This window comes from Streptococcus sp. sy018, from assembly GCF_007859185.1.
Lineage (GTDB): Bacteria > Bacillota > Bacilli > Lactobacillales > Streptococcaceae > Streptococcus.
This window is the reverse complement of the sequence record NZ_VOHN01000003.1, coordinates 39,222-53,759: the sequence shown is the minus strand read 5'-3', so window position 1 is coordinate 53,759 and position 14,538 is coordinate 39,222. Positions and strand designations below refer to the sequence as shown.

At 38.7% G+C, this 14,538-nt stretch carries 13 protein-coding genes; 3 read left to right on the top strand and 10 right to left on the bottom strand.

Annotation, left to right across the window (positions count from 1 at the left end; translation table 11 throughout):
• The first annotated feature begins 168 nt into the window (after positions 1-168).
• The gene (dinD, locus tag FRX52_RS03565) at positions 169-1,023 is read left to right on the top strand and encodes a DNA damage-inducible protein D (RefSeq protein WP_146538515.1); all 855 of its coding nucleotides are present in this window, start codon (positions 169-171) and stop codon (positions 1,021-1,023) included.
• Positions 1,024-1,191: 168 nt separating this feature from the next.
• Positions 1,192-2,355, top strand: coding sequence for a site-specific integrase (locus FRX52_RS03560; RefSeq protein ID WP_146538514.1), 1,164 nt, complete (start codon positions 1,192-1,194; stop codon positions 2,353-2,355).
• Positions 2,356-2,509: 154 nt separating this feature from the next.
• Here the strand turns inward: FRX52_RS03560 and rpsD are convergent, their stop codons facing one another.
• The 9 genes from rpsD to FRX52_RS03515 all read right to left on the bottom strand — a co-directional run bounded on the left by rpsD (position 2,510) and on the right by FRX52_RS03515 (position 13,062).
• Positions 2,510-3,121, bottom strand: a complete 612-nt coding sequence (rpsD, locus tag FRX52_RS03555; RefSeq protein ID WP_146461366.1) for a 30S ribosomal protein S4 — start codon at positions 3,119-3,121, stop codon at positions 2,510-2,512.
• A 191-nt stretch (positions 3,122-3,312) separates the two neighbouring features.
• A complete protein-coding gene (locus tag FRX52_RS03550; RefSeq protein ID WP_146496203.1) occupies positions 3,313-3,594 on the bottom strand; it encodes a Veg family protein in 282 nt (93 codons plus the stop codon).
• A 9-nt stretch (positions 3,595-3,603) separates the two neighbouring features.
• On the bottom strand, positions 3,604-4,965 hold the full coding sequence (dnaB, locus tag FRX52_RS03545) for a replicative DNA helicase (protein WP_146538513.1): 1,362 nt from the start codon (positions 4,963-4,965) through the stop codon (positions 3,604-3,606).
• 36 nt (positions 4,966-5,001) lie between these two features.
• Positions 5,002-5,454, bottom strand: a complete 453-nt coding sequence (gene rplI / locus FRX52_RS03540; protein ID WP_146496199.1) for a 50S ribosomal protein L9 — start codon at positions 5,452-5,454, stop codon at positions 5,002-5,004.
• A 1-nt stretch (position 5,455) separates the two neighbouring features.
• A complete protein-coding gene (locus tag FRX52_RS03535) occupies positions 5,456-7,414 on the bottom strand; it encodes a DHH family phosphoesterase (protein ID WP_146496197.1) in 1,959 nt (652 codons plus the stop codon).
• Positions 7,415-7,475: 61 nt separating this feature from the next.
• Positions 7,476-9,371 carry a tRNA uridine-5-carboxymethylaminomethyl(34) synthesis enzyme MnmG gene (gene mnmG / locus FRX52_RS03530; RefSeq protein ID WP_146538512.1) on the bottom strand — a complete coding sequence of 632 codons (1,896 nt, stop codon included), beginning with the start codon at positions 9,369-9,371 and terminating at the stop codon, positions 7,476-7,478.
• A 102-nt stretch (positions 9,372-9,473) separates the two neighbouring features.
• Positions 9,474-9,929: an NUDIX hydrolase gene (locus tag FRX52_RS03525; protein ID WP_146538511.1), complete on the bottom strand. Its 456-nt coding sequence runs from the start codon at positions 9,927-9,929 to the stop codon at positions 9,474-9,476.
• A gap of 188 nt (positions 9,930-10,117) precedes the next feature.
• Positions 10,118-11,239 carry a tRNA 2-thiouridine(34) synthase MnmA gene (gene mnmA / locus FRX52_RS03520; RefSeq protein ID WP_146538510.1) on the bottom strand — a complete coding sequence of 374 codons (1,122 nt, stop codon included), beginning with the start codon at positions 11,237-11,239 and terminating at the stop codon, positions 10,118-10,120.
• Between the two features lie 110 nt (positions 11,240-11,349).
• Positions 11,350-13,062 (bottom strand): hypothetical protein, encoded by a 1,713-nt coding sequence (locus FRX52_RS03515; protein ID WP_261379146.1) that lies wholly within the window; start codon positions 13,060-13,062, stop codon positions 11,350-11,352.
• A gap of 69 nt (positions 13,063-13,131) precedes the next feature.
• Here FRX52_RS03515 and FRX52_RS05530 point away from each other — a divergent pair, with 69 nt between their 5' ends.
• The gene (locus FRX52_RS05530; RefSeq protein ID WP_261379145.1) at positions 13,132-13,500 is read left to right on the top strand and encodes a histidine phosphatase family protein; all 369 of its coding nucleotides are present in this window, start codon (positions 13,132-13,134) and stop codon (positions 13,498-13,500) included.
• Between the two features lie 261 nt (positions 13,501-13,761).
• On the opposite strand, the gene FRX52_RS03505 is transcribed toward FRX52_RS05530, so the two are convergent.
• Positions 13,762-14,529: a transglycosylase SLT domain-containing protein gene (locus FRX52_RS03505; RefSeq protein ID WP_398586895.1), complete on the bottom strand. Its 768-nt coding sequence runs from the start codon at positions 14,527-14,529 to the stop codon at positions 13,762-13,764.
• Positions 14,530-14,538: the final 9 nt, after the last annotated feature.

Below are 14,538 nucleotides of genomic sequence, written 5' to 3'. Positions count from 1 at the left end.
GGCGGAATACGTTCATAATTGTTCATACCTACCACAAATCCAAAAGAAAAAAACGGACTTGTATAGGTCCGCTTGTAGAGCGCGTGCTTTCCTCGTGCTTCAGCAAGTCCGCTGACCTTGTATAAACCTAGAACTCGTTAAGGTCCTAAAAATTAGAAAGGAAAAAATATGAACGATTTACAACATCATGATGAATTAACTTTTGAAAATATCAAACGCATAGATGAAAACGGTGTAGAGTTTTGGTACGCTCGTGAACTACAAATCGTTTTAGAATACACTGAATGGCGTAACTTTAACCAAGTTATTGACAAAGCTAAATTAGCTTGTGAAAACTCTGGAAAGCGCGTGGTTGCCAATTTTGTTGACGTCAACAAAACTGTACAGCTTAATTTTGGAGCGCGTGAAATAGCAGATATAAAACTCTCTCGTTATGCCTGCTATTTGATTGTCCAAAATGGTGATCCTAGAAAAGAAGTCATTGCACTGGGTCAATCTTATTTTGCAATTAAAACCCGCCAACAAGAATTACAAGATGACTTTAATCGACTAACTGAAGATCAAAAACGTATAGCTATTCGTGATGAAATTAAGCGCCATAACAAATCGCTTTCTCAAGCTGCTGGAAATGCTGGAGTTACAAACTTCGGTGAATTTCATAATGCTGGTTACATTGGACTTTATGGCGGTATGACAATGCAAGATATACACGATAAAAAAGAACTTACAGACAAGGAGCATATTCTCGACTATATGGGTAGCATTGAGTTAGCAGCAAACCTATTCCGTGCCACACAAACAGACGAAAAACTACGCCGTGAAAATATCCAAGGAGCTGAAAATGCTAATAAAACGCATTTTGCTGTCGGCCGTACTGTTAGGCAGACAATGAGAGACTTAGGCAATACAATGCCTGAAAACCTCCCTACTCCTCATGAAAGCATTCAAGACTTGAAAAAGAAACAGAAAGAACTTGAAAAACAGCCTGATAATAACCAACTTTCGCTATTTGATGATATGTAAAAAAATAGTCGTAGCACCACTTTAAAACGTAACCATATAATTACCGACTTACCCAAAACAAACGGAAAATAAGGGCCTTCTCGTAAGCCCTGGCATGATATAGAACTAATAATCTAAAATCCCTTTAATAACGGCTTGCCTGCTGATGTTTAGAAAGGTATTTTTATCATGAAAATTACAGAAGTTAAAAAGAAAAATGGTCAAATCGTTTATCGGGCTAGTGTTTACCTAGGCGTCGATAAAGTCACAGGACAAAAACGACGGACTACTGTCACGGCCAAAACCAAAACAGGGATAAAAGTCAAAGCAAGAGACGCACTCAATACTTTTGCCAAGAATGGCTACACAGTCAAAGAAAAGCCAACCGTTACTAGCTATCATGAGTTAGTTAATCTTTGGTGGGATAGTTACAAAAACACAGTCAAGCCAAACTCTCGGCAATCTATGGAAGGCATCGTCAGACTTCATATTTTACCAGCTTTTGGTAAATATAAACTAGATAAGCTCACAACCCCAATTATTCAGCAACAGATCAACAAATGGGCTGATAGAGCCAATAAAGGGATAAAAGGGGCTTATGCTAACTATAGCTTTCTCAACAATATCAACCGCCGCATTCTTCAGTACGGCGTGACAATGCAAATTATCCAGTATAACCCAGCCCGTGATGTTATTATCCCACGTAGGCAGCAAAACAAAGAGCAGAAAATTAAATTTTTCAACAAGCAAGAATTAAAACAATTCTTAGCTTACCTTGATAATCTTGATTTATCTAACTATCAAAACTTGTTTGATTACGTGCTATATAAAACCTTGCTAGCTACTGGATGCCGTATAGGGGAAGCCTTAGCGTTAGAATGGTCTGATATTGATCTAAATAACGGCACTATCAGCATATCTAAGACCCTTAACAGATACCAGGAAACAAACCCACCTAAGTCAAAAGCTGGCCTAAGGAATATTGAGATTGACAAGGCTACCGTCTTATTACTAAAACAATATAAAAAACGGCAACAGATAGAAGCTTGGCAACTTGGTCGGACTGAAACAATTGTCTTTACCACATTTACGACAAAGTACGCTTACGCCTGTATAATAAGGAAAAGGTTACAAACGCATTTTAAGGCTGCCGGCGTTCCTGATGTCAGTTTCCACGGTTTCCGCCACACTCACGCAACTCTGATGCTCTATGCTGGTATAGAATCTAAAGATCTACAATATAGATTAGGTCATTCCAATATTTCTATGACCTTAAACACTTACGTTCACGCTACCCAAGAGGGGGCAAAAAAAGCTGTTTCAATCTTTGAAACAGCTATCAATAATTTATAAAAAATAAAGGGGGCTTTTCTAAAGTCACCCTCTTACTATAACATATTTCAGTAAAGGGTAACAAAAAGAGTAGTAAAAATAAAAAAGCACCTTGGGATTACGCCCCAAAGTGCCTATTATTAAGGCTTTATAGCCTATCTTATCCAATAAGATATTACAACATTTTGTTGTAGAATTCAACGACAAGAGCTTCGTTGATTTCTGGGTTGATCTCATCACGCTCTGGCAAACGAGTCAATGAACCTTCTAATTTTTCAGCATCAAATGATACGAAAGCTGGACGACCAAGTGTTGCTTCAACCGCTTCAAGAATCGCTGGTACTTTAATTGATTTTTCACGAACTGAAATCACTTGACCAACTTCAACACGGTATGATGGGATATCTACACGTTTACCATCAACCAAGATATGACCATGGTTAACGAATTGACGTGCTTGACGACGAGTTGTTGCAAGACCTAGACGGTAAACAACGTTGTCAAGACGACGCTCAAGAAGAAGCATAAAGTTGAAACCAAGTGTTCCACCTTTAACTTTTGAAGCTTGAACGAACAAGTTACGGAATTGTTTTTCGTTCATTCCGTAAGAGAAACGAAGTTTTTGTTTCTCAGCTAATTGCAAACCGTACTCAGAAAGTTTAGAACGGTTGTTTGGTCCATGTTGACCTGGCACATAGTTACGACGTGCCAATTCTTTACCTGTACCTGTAAGTGAAAGACCCAAGCGACGAGCTTGTTTCCATGATGGTCCTGTATAACGTGACATTGAAATGTCCTCCATAAAAAATTTATTATGGAAATAGTCTTAAAAGAATCCTGATTCGTGCAGTTAATCTTCGCCCAAACAGCAAAGGTTACTAATTTAACAACTAACTGTTGACGAGCTCCATATTCTTATTGCTGCTATTTCACATAAGATTCAGTATAACAAAAAAACTAGGACTTGTAAAGCCCTAGTTACTCTTTATCTAAATAACGAATCAAAGTTTTCTCAGTCAAAATATCCGAATAAGTGTAAGATTCAACATAAGTATTTTCTGGAGTTCCTGGCATAGAAGCTGCGTCTGTGTATTCAACAATAAAGAGAGATTGATACACTTCTGTCAAACGTCCAACTTTTGTTTTTTCACGTTTACGACCATGCTCCAAGGTCATTTCAACTAATTGCCCTTCATGGTTTTTAATATCTTCTTTGATTTTTTTCATCTTTGCCACATCAGCAAAAGCATCACTACTCATCTATTTCTCCTAACTTTCTTCAAAATGGGCAATGGTTGAGAATTTATTGTACTCTTTTTGGAACATCAATTTGACCGTTCCACGTGCCCCACTACGATTTTTTTCTAAAATAACTTCAATGGTATTGTCAGTCAAGGCCTGTTCATCTTCTTTATCGCCACGATCATAGTAATCTTCACGGTAAAGAAAGGCAACGATATCTGCATCTTGCTCGATAGACCCTGATTCACGAATATCAGATAGAATTGGACGCTTGTCTTGACGTTGTTCAACCCCACGAGAAAGCTGACTGAGCGCAATGACTGGCACTCGCAACTCTTTGGCCAAGATTTTGAGTTGCCGAGAAATCTCTGATACCTCTTGTTGACGATTTTCTGGTCTTGTTCCTGTGATTAACTGCAAATAATCAATGACGATAAGGCCCAAACCACCTTCAACTTCCTTATCAAGTTTACGACTTCTCGCTCTAATCTCTGTAATTTTAATCCCTGGTGTGTCATCGATAAAAATCGGTGCCTCTGCCAAAGTACCCTGAGCAATCGTCAAACTCTGCCACTCTTGATCAGTTAGTTTACCTGTCCGTAAATGGTGAGAATCTACCAGACCCTCAGCTGCCAACATCCGATCCACTAGACTTTCTGCTCCCATTTCCAGAGAGAAGATCGCCACTGCACGCCCTTGTTTTGTCCCAACATTTTGAGCAATATTAAGCACAAACGCTGTCTTTCCGACTGCTGGTCGAGCTGCCAAAATAACCAACTGATCAGGATGTAAACCTGTTGTCATGCGATCCAATTCACGAAATCCTGTCGGCAAACCTGTCACATCTGACGTTTGACGTGAACGGATTTCTAAGTTTTCATAGTTGAGTTTAAGCACATCAGAAATCTTTTGAAAGCCATTGGCATGCGAACGCTCATTGATTTCCAGTAACTGCTTTTCTGCCTTAGCGATTAACTCATCTGAATCTTGAGTTCCCTCATAGGCCAAATTGACCGTTTCTGTCAATCTACTAATCAACTGACGAAGCTGTGCTTTTTCAGCAACTAAACGTGCATAGTATTCCACATTAGCACTGGTTGGTACACTATTGACCAACTCGGCTAGATAAGAAACACCACCCACATTAGCCAAATCTCCTTGTCGATCCAAGATATTTCGAATCGTTGTTGCATCAATAGCCTCATTACGATCATTGAGAGTGACCATGGCTTGAAACACAACTCGATTGGCATACTTGTAAAAATCATCTGGGTCAAGATATTCACGGACAGTTACCAGCTTGTCTGGTGAGATAAAAATCGCTCCTAAGACAGACTGTTCTGCAACTAAATCTTGTGGTTGAAGCCGTAATTCTTGTACATCAGACATCTTTACCTCCTATCTTGACAGGATTGTCAACTTATTTTACGCTTGCTTGACACTTAGTTGAATTAAGCCGTCCACTTCTTTATGTAGCTTAACTGGCACTTCAATTAAGCCCAAGGCACGCAATGGTTGCTCCAATTGGATGTGACGCTTGTCAACCTTAATGCCATGTTGCTTGTCTAATTCTTCAGCAATTTTCTTCGCTGTAATTGAGCCAAATGTGCGACCATCTGGACCAACTTTTTCAACAAATTTCACAACAAGATTTTCCTGAGCTAATTGCTCCTTAATAGCTTTAGCTTCAGCCAACTGTTCTGCTTGAGCTTTTGCCTCAGATTTTTGCTTACCACGTAATTCACCCAGGGCTTGGCTTGTTGCTTCTTTAGCCAAATTTTTCTTAATCAAGAAGTTTTGAGCGTACCCTGTAGGTACTTCTTTAACTTCACCTTTTTTCCCTTTACCCTTAACATCTTGTAAAAATACAACTTTCATCTTAATTCTCCTTTGTATAACAATGTTTTCTAATAGTAGTAATCAATAAATTATAGGCTTGCGTGACAGTCATATCTTGTAACTGACAAGCTGCCAGATTGAAATGGCCACCGCCACCCATATCTTCCATAATACGTTGAACATTGACTTGATTGCGACTACGAGCAGAAATTGCCACTTGGTTGTCAGCTGTTTTCACAACTGTAAAGCTGGCGTCAATCCCTGACATGGTCAACAGCGTATCTGCTGCCTTACTAGCGATGACATTGGTATAAGTGATATAGTCTGTCCCATTTGCCACAATGATATTATCGTAGAGCCGCTCGCCTCTTAGAATCAACTTATTGACCAGACGATACTCATCAAAATCAGTAGCCGAAATCGCTTGAATGACACTATTATCACTTCCGATATTTCTCAAATAACTAGCGACATCAAAGGTTCGACTGGTCACACGATTAGAAAAATTCTTGGTATCAAGCATGATACCTGCCATTATCAAACTAGCTTTTACCTTACTCAAACGTTTTTTAGCCCCTTGGAATTGAATCAATTCAGTGACTAATTCACAAGCACTGCTTGCACCACTCTCAACAAAAGTCAAAATCGCATTTTTGGGGAAGTCCTGATCACGACGATGATGGTCAATCACAATCACTTCTGTAAACTGATCGTAAAGCTCCCTTGACAAGGTCAAAGAAAGTTTTGAATGATCAACCATGATTAACAAGGACTGATCTGTGACTAGATCCATAGCTTCTTCAATCGTCAAAATGGCTTGATAGTCTTCATTTTCTAATTGAGAAAGCGAACGTTTAATGTCTTCACTAAGGTGATTAGGATCATAAACGACATAGGCTTTATCTAACAGACTAGCAGCAAAATGCTGCATCCCAACTGAAGCACCCAAAGCATCTAAATCTAGTTTCTTATGACCAACCACAAAGACCTGATCTGCCATACGAATCTTATCAGAAATCGCTGTCATCATTGCTCGTGTCCGTGTTCGTGAACGCTTAATCGTTGACGCTGTTCCACCACCAAAATACATGACTTTTTGATGTTCAGCATTTTCTTTAACAACTGCCTGATCGCCCCCACGCATCAGAGCCATATTTAAGTTCTGATTAGCTAGACTACCAATTTGATCATAGTCCCCTCTACCGTAGGAAGCACCAATACTCAAGGTCAGAGACAGCTCTTTTTCTTTAGCGGCCTTACGAAACTCTTCCAAAATATCAAACTTATTCGCTATCAACTCTTGTAACATTTGATAATCGGTAAAAAAGAGAAAACGGTCACTCGCCAAACGACGATAAAACATCTGACGTTCTTGAACAAATTTGGCAATAAAATCAGCCACAAAACTATTGATTTGAGAAACCTGAGCATCTGACAAATCATCCGTTACTTCATCATAATTATCCACAGAAATCAACCCAATAACTGATTGAAAATCCAAGCGCTGACGAGCTTGTTCTGATACGGTGACATTGAAAAAATAGAGGATTTCTTTGTCCCAGTAAACCGTATAATCTTTCCCTGACAGACTAAAGGTTGAATTGCTAGGATGATTCAAGCTATTGATGACAAAGGTTTCCATAGCCAAAGTATCTACCTGACCAGAATCAGTGGTGAAGACTAATTCCGTATAAGGATTAAACCATGAAATTTCCTTACTTATTTCATCAAAACGAATCACCCCTACTGGCATCTGGTCCAAAAGTCGTTTAAGACTTTCTTCTGTTTGCTCATTCAAAAGGGAGATTTGTTCCAAATCAGTTAGATGATAGGATTGTTTTTGATAAAATAACAGACCAATCAAGAAACCAATAGCTAAAAAGATAGCTGTCAGTAAAACAATTTCTGATTGGGTTAGGCGAACACAAATGGCCAATAAGCCAAATAAGATACAGCCAATCATCAGAAGTTGAAATTTTGTTAAACGAAATATTCTCATTTATAAACCTCTTAAATGGTTATTATACCATAAAAGATAGGAGAAAAAAAGTCTTGAAAATCTAGCCCTTACGACTGGCTTTTTTATTTCCTTCCAAATAGACCATAAGAATTGAAATGTCTGCTGGATTGACGCCTGAAATCCGACTAGCTTGGCCAATCGTTTCAGGATTGATTTTCTTAAACTTCTGTCTAGCTTCTGTGGCAATCGAATCAATATCATCCCAATCAATCGTCGCTGGAATGCGTTTTTCTTCCATTCGCTTCATCTTCGCCACTTGATCCAATGCTTTGTTGATATAGCCTTCATACTTGATTTCAGTTTCTAAAAGCTCAATCACTTTACTATCCAAATCTTCTGCTGCTGGACCAACAAAATCAACCACTGTTTCATAGCTAATTTCTGGTCGGCGCATAAATTCTTTGGCTGTCATCGCATCGGTTAAAGGTTTAAATCCTAGAGCAGTCACTCGTTCATTGGTTTCTTTAACAGGCTTTAATTTGATACTATCCAAGCGTTTAAGTTCATTCTCAAACTGAGCTTTTTTAATCTCAAAGACTTGGTAACGTTCATCATCGACCAAACCTACTTGACGTCCAATTTCGGTTAGGCGCATATCTGCATTATCATGACGTAAAATCAAACGATACTCTGCTCGACTGGTCAACAATCGATAAGGTTCCAAAGTTCCCTTGGTCACCAAATCATCAATCATCACCCCGATGTAAGCATCACTACGTTTCAAAATCAATTCTGGCTTACCTTGGACTTTTAGGGCTGCATTGATACCGGCAATCAAGCCTTGGCCTGCAGCCTCTTCATAACCTGATGTGCCATTGGTCTGACCAGCTGTAAATAAACCTGAAATCAGTTTGGTTTCTAAGGTCGCACGCAGTTGATGAGGCAAGACAATATCATACTCAATCGCATAACCAGTTCGCATCATCTCAGCCTGTTCTAAACCTTTAATAGAATGGAGCAAGTCACGCTGAACATCTTCTGGCAAACTGGTTGACAAACCTTGTACATAAACTTCTTCTGTATTACGACCTTCTGGCTCCAAAAAGAGTTGATGACGCTCTTTATCTGCAAAACGGACAATCTTATCTTCAATTGACGGGCAATAACGTGGCCCAACACCTTGAACAATCCCTGAAAACATCGGAGCACGATGTAGGTTAGCATTGATAATGGCATGGCTATCAGCATTGGTGTAGGTCAACCAACAAGGGATTTGATCTTGTAAATAGTCTTGGTCTTTAGACAAAAATGAGAAGTGATTAGGTTTTTCATCTCCAGGTTGAATCTCAGTCACCTCATAATTGATTGACGACGCCTTAACACGTGGAGGAGTTCCTGTCTTAAAACGTCCAATTTCCAAACCTAAATTTTTCAAATTATCTGCCAAGGTCACAGAAGCTAGACTATTATTTGGCCCTGACGAATATTTCAAATCTCCAATGATAATTTCGCCACGCAAAGCCGTACCAGTTGTCACAACAACCGTTTTAGCACCATAAGATTGACCAGTTGCCGTAACCACACCCACAACCTGACCATCTTCTACTAAAATATCATCAATCATGGTCTGACGTAGGGTTAGGTTTTCTTGATTTTCAACCGTTTTTTTCATCTCATTGGCATAAAGTACTTTATCTGCTTGAGCACGAAGTGCACGAACTGCAGGACCTTTACCTGTATTTAGCATCTTCATTTGAATATAGGTCTTGTCAATATTCTTACCCATTTCTCCACCAAGGGCATCAATCTCACGTACCACAATTCCCTTGGCTGAACCACCAATAGACGGATTACACGGCATAAAAGCCAACATATCTAGGTTAATGGTCGCAAGTAAGGTTTGACAGCCCATACGAGCCGCTGCCAAGCTGGCTTCTACCCCAGCATGACCTGCACCAATCACAATCACATCATAGTTTTCAATAAATTGAGTCATGTCTTCTCTTTTCTAAAATTTCTTGTAACTACTACAATTACTGCGCGCTGCAATGTCTAAAACAGCTTGAAAAAATGATAACATCTTCCTTAATAAACAGCTTTATTGAGAGTCATTATCAATAATCTGTTTAACTTGTCCTTGCCAATTTACTAATTCTTTTTTCAAAAATTTAGGACTAAGATCAAGTTTCTCCAAGTCTGAAAAATCTACCCACTCACACTGGCGAATGGATTGCCCTTCTTTCATATAAAGACTTGGTTCAGACAAGGGGGTAAGCAAATAATGAAATTCAATTTGATGATAAGCTTGACTGCCTAGCTCAAATTGATTTTCTACAACAAAAGCCAACGGACCAACTTCTACTTCAATTCCAATTTCTTCTAGAATTTCCCGTCGAATAGCAGCCTCTGTTGTTTCACCAACTTGAATAGCACCTCCTAAGGTACAATACTTGCCCTCAGGTGACTTGACAAGTAAGAGCTTTTCATCTTTGACTAACAACCCTGTTGCACGCACACCAAATGACTGCTTGTCCACTACTGTACGAAAATCCATCTACTCTCCTTTTATTGCAAAAAATGGCCAAATCCCTTGAAAACTGTACGTCAAAAACGTCCAATTCCCATGAGCTTTGACCATCATCGTTATTGTTAAATTTAGTTTAGCAGATTTTATCCTGTTAGACAATGGTCAAGACTAGCTAATCACATTTTCTATGAAATCAAAATTGACAATCTTGTCAACTAAATATATTGACACACCTTGCCATCTTTGAAAGCCAGGTCAATAATGCCACCACCTAGACATTCCTGACCATCATAGAACACAACAGCCTGACCTGGTGTAATTGCACGTTGTGGTTCTGCAAAAATCACTTCTGCCTTATCTCCTGTAACCTTGACAGTCACTTGACTATCTGGTTGACGATAGCGGAATTTGGCTGTACATTCAAGCGTGAATTCTTCAGGTATATCTCGTGTAAAGTGAACTTGACTAGCTGTCAAGCTAGTTGACATGAGTGATTCATGATAGAAACCTTGTCCAACATAGAGAATATTTTGTGACAAATCCTTACCAACAACAAACCACGGTTGATTGTCGCCACCATGTTGACCACCGATACCAAGACCTCCACGTTGACCAATAGTATAATACATCAGACCAGCATGTTCGCCCATATCACGACCATCAACTGTCATCATACGACCTTTTTGAGCAGGTAGGTAGTTACTTAAAAACTCCTTGAAATTTTTCTCACCGATAAAGCAAATGCCTGTCGAATCTTTTTTCTTGGCTGTTGCTAATTCTGCTTTTTCAGCCAAGGCACGCACTTCTGACTTTTGTAAATGCCCTAGTGGAAACATGGTCTTTTGTAGCTGTTCTTGTGATAATTGACTTAAAAAGTAGGTTTGATCCTTACCATTATCAGCCCCTCGTAGCATACGAACAAGACCGTCTTCATCTCGAACAACTTGAGCATAATGCCCAGTCGCTACATAATCAGCTCCTAAAGAAAGAGCATAGTCTAAAAAGGCTTTGAATTTGATTTCCTTATTACACATGACATCAGGATTTGGCGTGCGGCCAGCTCGATATTCTGCTAAAAAGTATTCAAAAACACGATCCCAGTATTCCTTTTCAAAATTGACAGAATAATAGGGAATGCCAATCTGGTCGGCAACAGCAGCGACATCCTTATAGTCCTCTGTGGCAGTACAGACTCCAAACTCATCTGTGTCATCCCAGTTTTTCATAAAGACACCGATGACATCGTAGCCTTGTTCTTTTAAAAGCAAGGCTGTGACCGAGGAATCAACCCCACCACTCATGCCAACAACAACACGAATTTTTGAGTTATCACTCATCTTTTTCTCCCATCTTTTCGTTGAAAAAACGATTTGAAGGTCGTCTTTCATATAGTAAGAGGAGCAAACATTGTCGTTCATGATAACGAGCTAGTTTACTCCATTTCTTATTATATCAGTTGCCCCTTAGAAGTCAATTTTATGAACGGAAAATAAAGGAAAACTAAAGTTATTAACCAAGTCCCAATCGTCAGCCATAAACTAATAGTAAATAGCTTTGGTTCTTGATAAGTAACCATCAGTTGATTTAGACCTTTTTTCGCCTGTACCGTCACTGCCCCCAATTCAGATAGTTGATAATCTCCTTTACTCAACTCTTTACCATTGAGAAATAACTTAGTTCTTTCATATTTAACCACCGGTAAAGCTTCTAACTGATCTTGACGAGATGACCAAGTTAATGTCAACTGATTATTCACCAAGGTTTTCTCAATACTAACATTTGGCAAAATCAGTTGATGAGCGTATAAAACATAGGTGTTTTTTCCTGTCAAATCATTGTAAATTGGTAGATAGTCAGGCGTCGCCTTTTGAACAGCTTGCAATAGTTTTGATTTATCAGAATCAAACAAGCTAGAACGTGTAGCTTGGTAATCTTCAAATAGGTAAACATGTTTGCTGTTTTTGAGAACATACTGCCCCTTATCAGCACTTTCAACTTTTTTTAAGGCAAACTGGCTCACTTGAAACATCGAAAAAACAAGTCCTATTGACAAAGCCAGTGTCAACAACTTCGTTGACTTTGTCAAGTTATTTAACAATCGACCAACCAGAAGTAGTAATAACACTGTTGCTGGGATAAAAAAGCGAAATGGAAATTGAATCAATTCAGCAAACTTGACACCACTGTCAAGTAAATATTGCCAAGGGAAAAAGCTAGTTGACAATAATAAGAAGCCAAGATAGGTTACAAAAGCCACCTTTTCCCAACCAGTAATTTTTCGCCAATGAAGAAGGGTTAGGAAAATATGAATGATGAATAAAACTAGTAGAAAACTAGGACGATTTAGCCAGTAAGTCGCTGTTCCATCAATCGTATTTTGTTGCATTAAAGGATTGATAAACGGGTCCAACAGTTTATTATCTTGTCTTAAAAAGATCAAGGCCGCCCAGATATTGAGCGTTAAAAAAATAGCTAAAACAACTGCCAAAAACGTTTGCCAAATTAAAGCTAGTTTAGCCGCAGACTTGACAAAGGAGTAAAGGTAAAAGGGAATATAGATTAAAACTAAAAACAAGGCACTGAGAACATGGACTTGTAACATCAAAGCTACGGCAAGAGCCATACGTACACTATTGACTTTCTGTTCAAAAATCAACTGTATGATAGGAATTAAACAATAGGGCATCAATGCCGCTCCCCAACTTGAAAATCCTTGACGAATAGACCAGTATTGAACAGAAAAAGTTGTTAAGTAAAAAATGGCTAAACTCAGGGAGATTGGCAAGCGAATTTTTGCTGCTCGTAATAGGGAAAACATGGATAAGCCAGCAAAAAGATGAAGCACAAAACGAGATAGTAGCTGATAGCCAAACCAATTTTTACTGATTAGAACCAATAGACCTTGGAAATAAGCAAAGAAAGGGCCGTAAAGGGCATTGACAATTCGTCCTGATTGCTGAAAGCCATAAATGGAAATAAAATAACTAATATTACCATTTTTAATCTGCATTGCCGCATCATAAAAACGATTATAATGAAAAATAGAATCTGAACCTAAAATCACATCTTGCCCAAGCCACTGGGGTAAAATCAATCCCAAACTGACTAAACCAATCAGAGCAAGAGGTAGATATTTTTGCAATTTCTCTTGTGTAAACATAGTTTTTATTATAGCATACTGGACTTATTTTGACTTAAATGTGCTAAAATAAATCAAGGAGGTTATCTAATGAATCAAACAATCTATCTAGTTAGACATGCACAACCTGATTTTACCAATAAAGATGACAGTCGCTCTTTAAGTCAAAAAGGTTTACAAGATTGTCAACTAATTGATGAGTTTTTCTACTACCATAAAATTGATCTCATCCTATCTAGTCCTTATAAACGTGCTTACGAAACCGTTCTTGGCCTTACCAAACAAAAACGTCTAGAGATTATTTGTGATGAACGTTTTCGTGAACGTAAAATTACAGATCATTGGATTGAAGATTTTGATGACTTTTCTCAAAAACAATGGCAAGATTTTTCCTATCGTTATTCTGACGGTGAATCACTCGCACAAGTACAAAAACGTATGCTAGCTGGCTTGACATAAACTTTACATCATTCCAATGCTAAAACAATTGTTATCGGTTCACATGGAACAGCAATTTCGACAGTTATAAAACATTATCATCCTAGATTTGATTATCAGTATTTTCAAGACATTAAAAATCTTATGCCCTTTATCTTAAAAATCAAGTTTGAAGACAAGCTTGCGTCAAGCCTTATCCTTTACAACCTTTTTACAGGGGAGGAAATCAGCTATCCAATTAAAAATCAACAAAAAACCTAGCTTAATTGCTAGGTTTTTATTTTATTGCATACCCCAAGCTGCTAAGCCTTGAGCATTATAGGCATTGATTGCTGCGTTAATCTGATCTTGGACAGTTGCTGTCGAACCCCAACCTGGAATTGTTTGGAAAAGACCTGACGCTCCTGACGGATTATAGGCATTAGGGTCACCATTTGACTCACGCGCGATGATATATTCCCAAGTTGCTTGAGAAACACCTGTCGCTGCAGCCATTTGAGCAGCAGCTTCACTACCGACAGCACCTGCCGTATTACCATTAGCTAAGGCAGCATAATTACTGTTAGTATTATAAACTGGTGCAGTCGCCTCATAGGCCACTTGTTCTCCAGTATAATAAGCCGTTGAATAATCTACATATTCAGCTGGAACTGTTTCTTCTACTGCCACTGTTCCTGCATCAGCCAAAACTTGAGATGAGGCTTGAGCTTGATCTACTGAAGTTGACTCTATCATTACTGAACTTGACTCAGTAACACTAGACTCTGATACTTCCTCTGTACTAGATGAACTTGATGTTGAGTCATTTTTATTTTCTGTTGAAGATGACGCCGTATCTTTTTTTGATGACATCAAATCAACCTTAATTGATGAACTACTTGCTGATGATGTTTGACTTGATGACGTTGTTGTTTTTTCAGCCATAGACGAAGCTGTCAACACTTGTTTACCAGTCAAAATCAAAATAGTGGTAACTAAGAGGGCTAAAATTCCTAAAACCGCCTGTTTAGCAACACCAAGTTTTCTTGGTTTCTTGCTACGATATGACATAACTATGTA

Excerpts from the sequence above, each read along its gene's own strand:
- FRX52_RS03515 (WP_261379146.1), bottom strand. The coding sequence starts at position 13,062 with ATGTTTACACAAGAGAAATTGCAAAAATATCTACCTCTTGCTCTGATT.
- rplI (WP_146496199.1), bottom strand. The coding sequence starts at position 5,454 with ATGAAAGTTGTATTTTTACAAGATGTTAAGGGTAAAGGGAAAAAAGGT.
- FRX52_RS03525 (WP_146538511.1), bottom strand. The coding sequence starts at position 9,929 with ATGGATTTTCGTACAGTAGTGGACAAGCAGTCATTTGGTGTGCGTGCA.
- rpsD (WP_146461366.1), bottom strand. The coding sequence starts at position 3,121 with ATGTCACGTTATACAGGACCATCATGGAAACAAGCTCGTCGCTTGGGT.
- FRX52_RS03535 (WP_146496197.1), bottom strand. The coding sequence starts at position 7,414 with ATGAGAATATTTCGTTTAACAAAATTTCAACTTCTGATGATTGGCTGT.
- dinD (WP_146538515.1), top strand. The coding sequence starts at position 169 with ATGAACGATTTACAACATCATGATGAATTAACTTTTGAAAATATCAAA.
- dnaB (WP_146538513.1), bottom strand. The coding sequence starts at position 4,965 with ATGTCTGATGTACAAGAATTACGGCTTCAACCACAAGATTTAGTTGCA.
- FRX52_RS03560 (WP_146538514.1), top strand. The coding sequence starts at position 1,192 with ATGAAAATTACAGAAGTTAAAAAGAAAAATGGTCAAATCGTTTATCGG.
- FRX52_RS05530 (WP_261379145.1), top strand. The coding sequence starts at position 13,132 with ATGAATCAAACAATCTATCTAGTTAGACATGCACAACCTGATTTTACC.
- FRX52_RS03550 (WP_146496203.1), bottom strand. The coding sequence starts at position 3,594 with ATGAGTAGTGATGCTTTTGCTGATGTGGCAAAGATGAAAAAAATCAAA.
- mnmG (WP_146538512.1), bottom strand. The coding sequence starts at position 9,371 with ATGACTCAATTTATTGAAAACTATGATGTGATTGTGATTGGTGCAGGT.
- FRX52_RS03505 (WP_398586895.1), bottom strand. The coding sequence starts at position 14,529 with ATGTCATATCGTAGCAAGAAACCAAGAAAACTTGGTGTTGCTAAACAG.
- mnmA (WP_146538510.1), bottom strand. The coding sequence starts at position 11,239 with ATGAGTGATAACTCAAAAATTCGTGTTGTTGTTGGCATGAGTGGTGGG.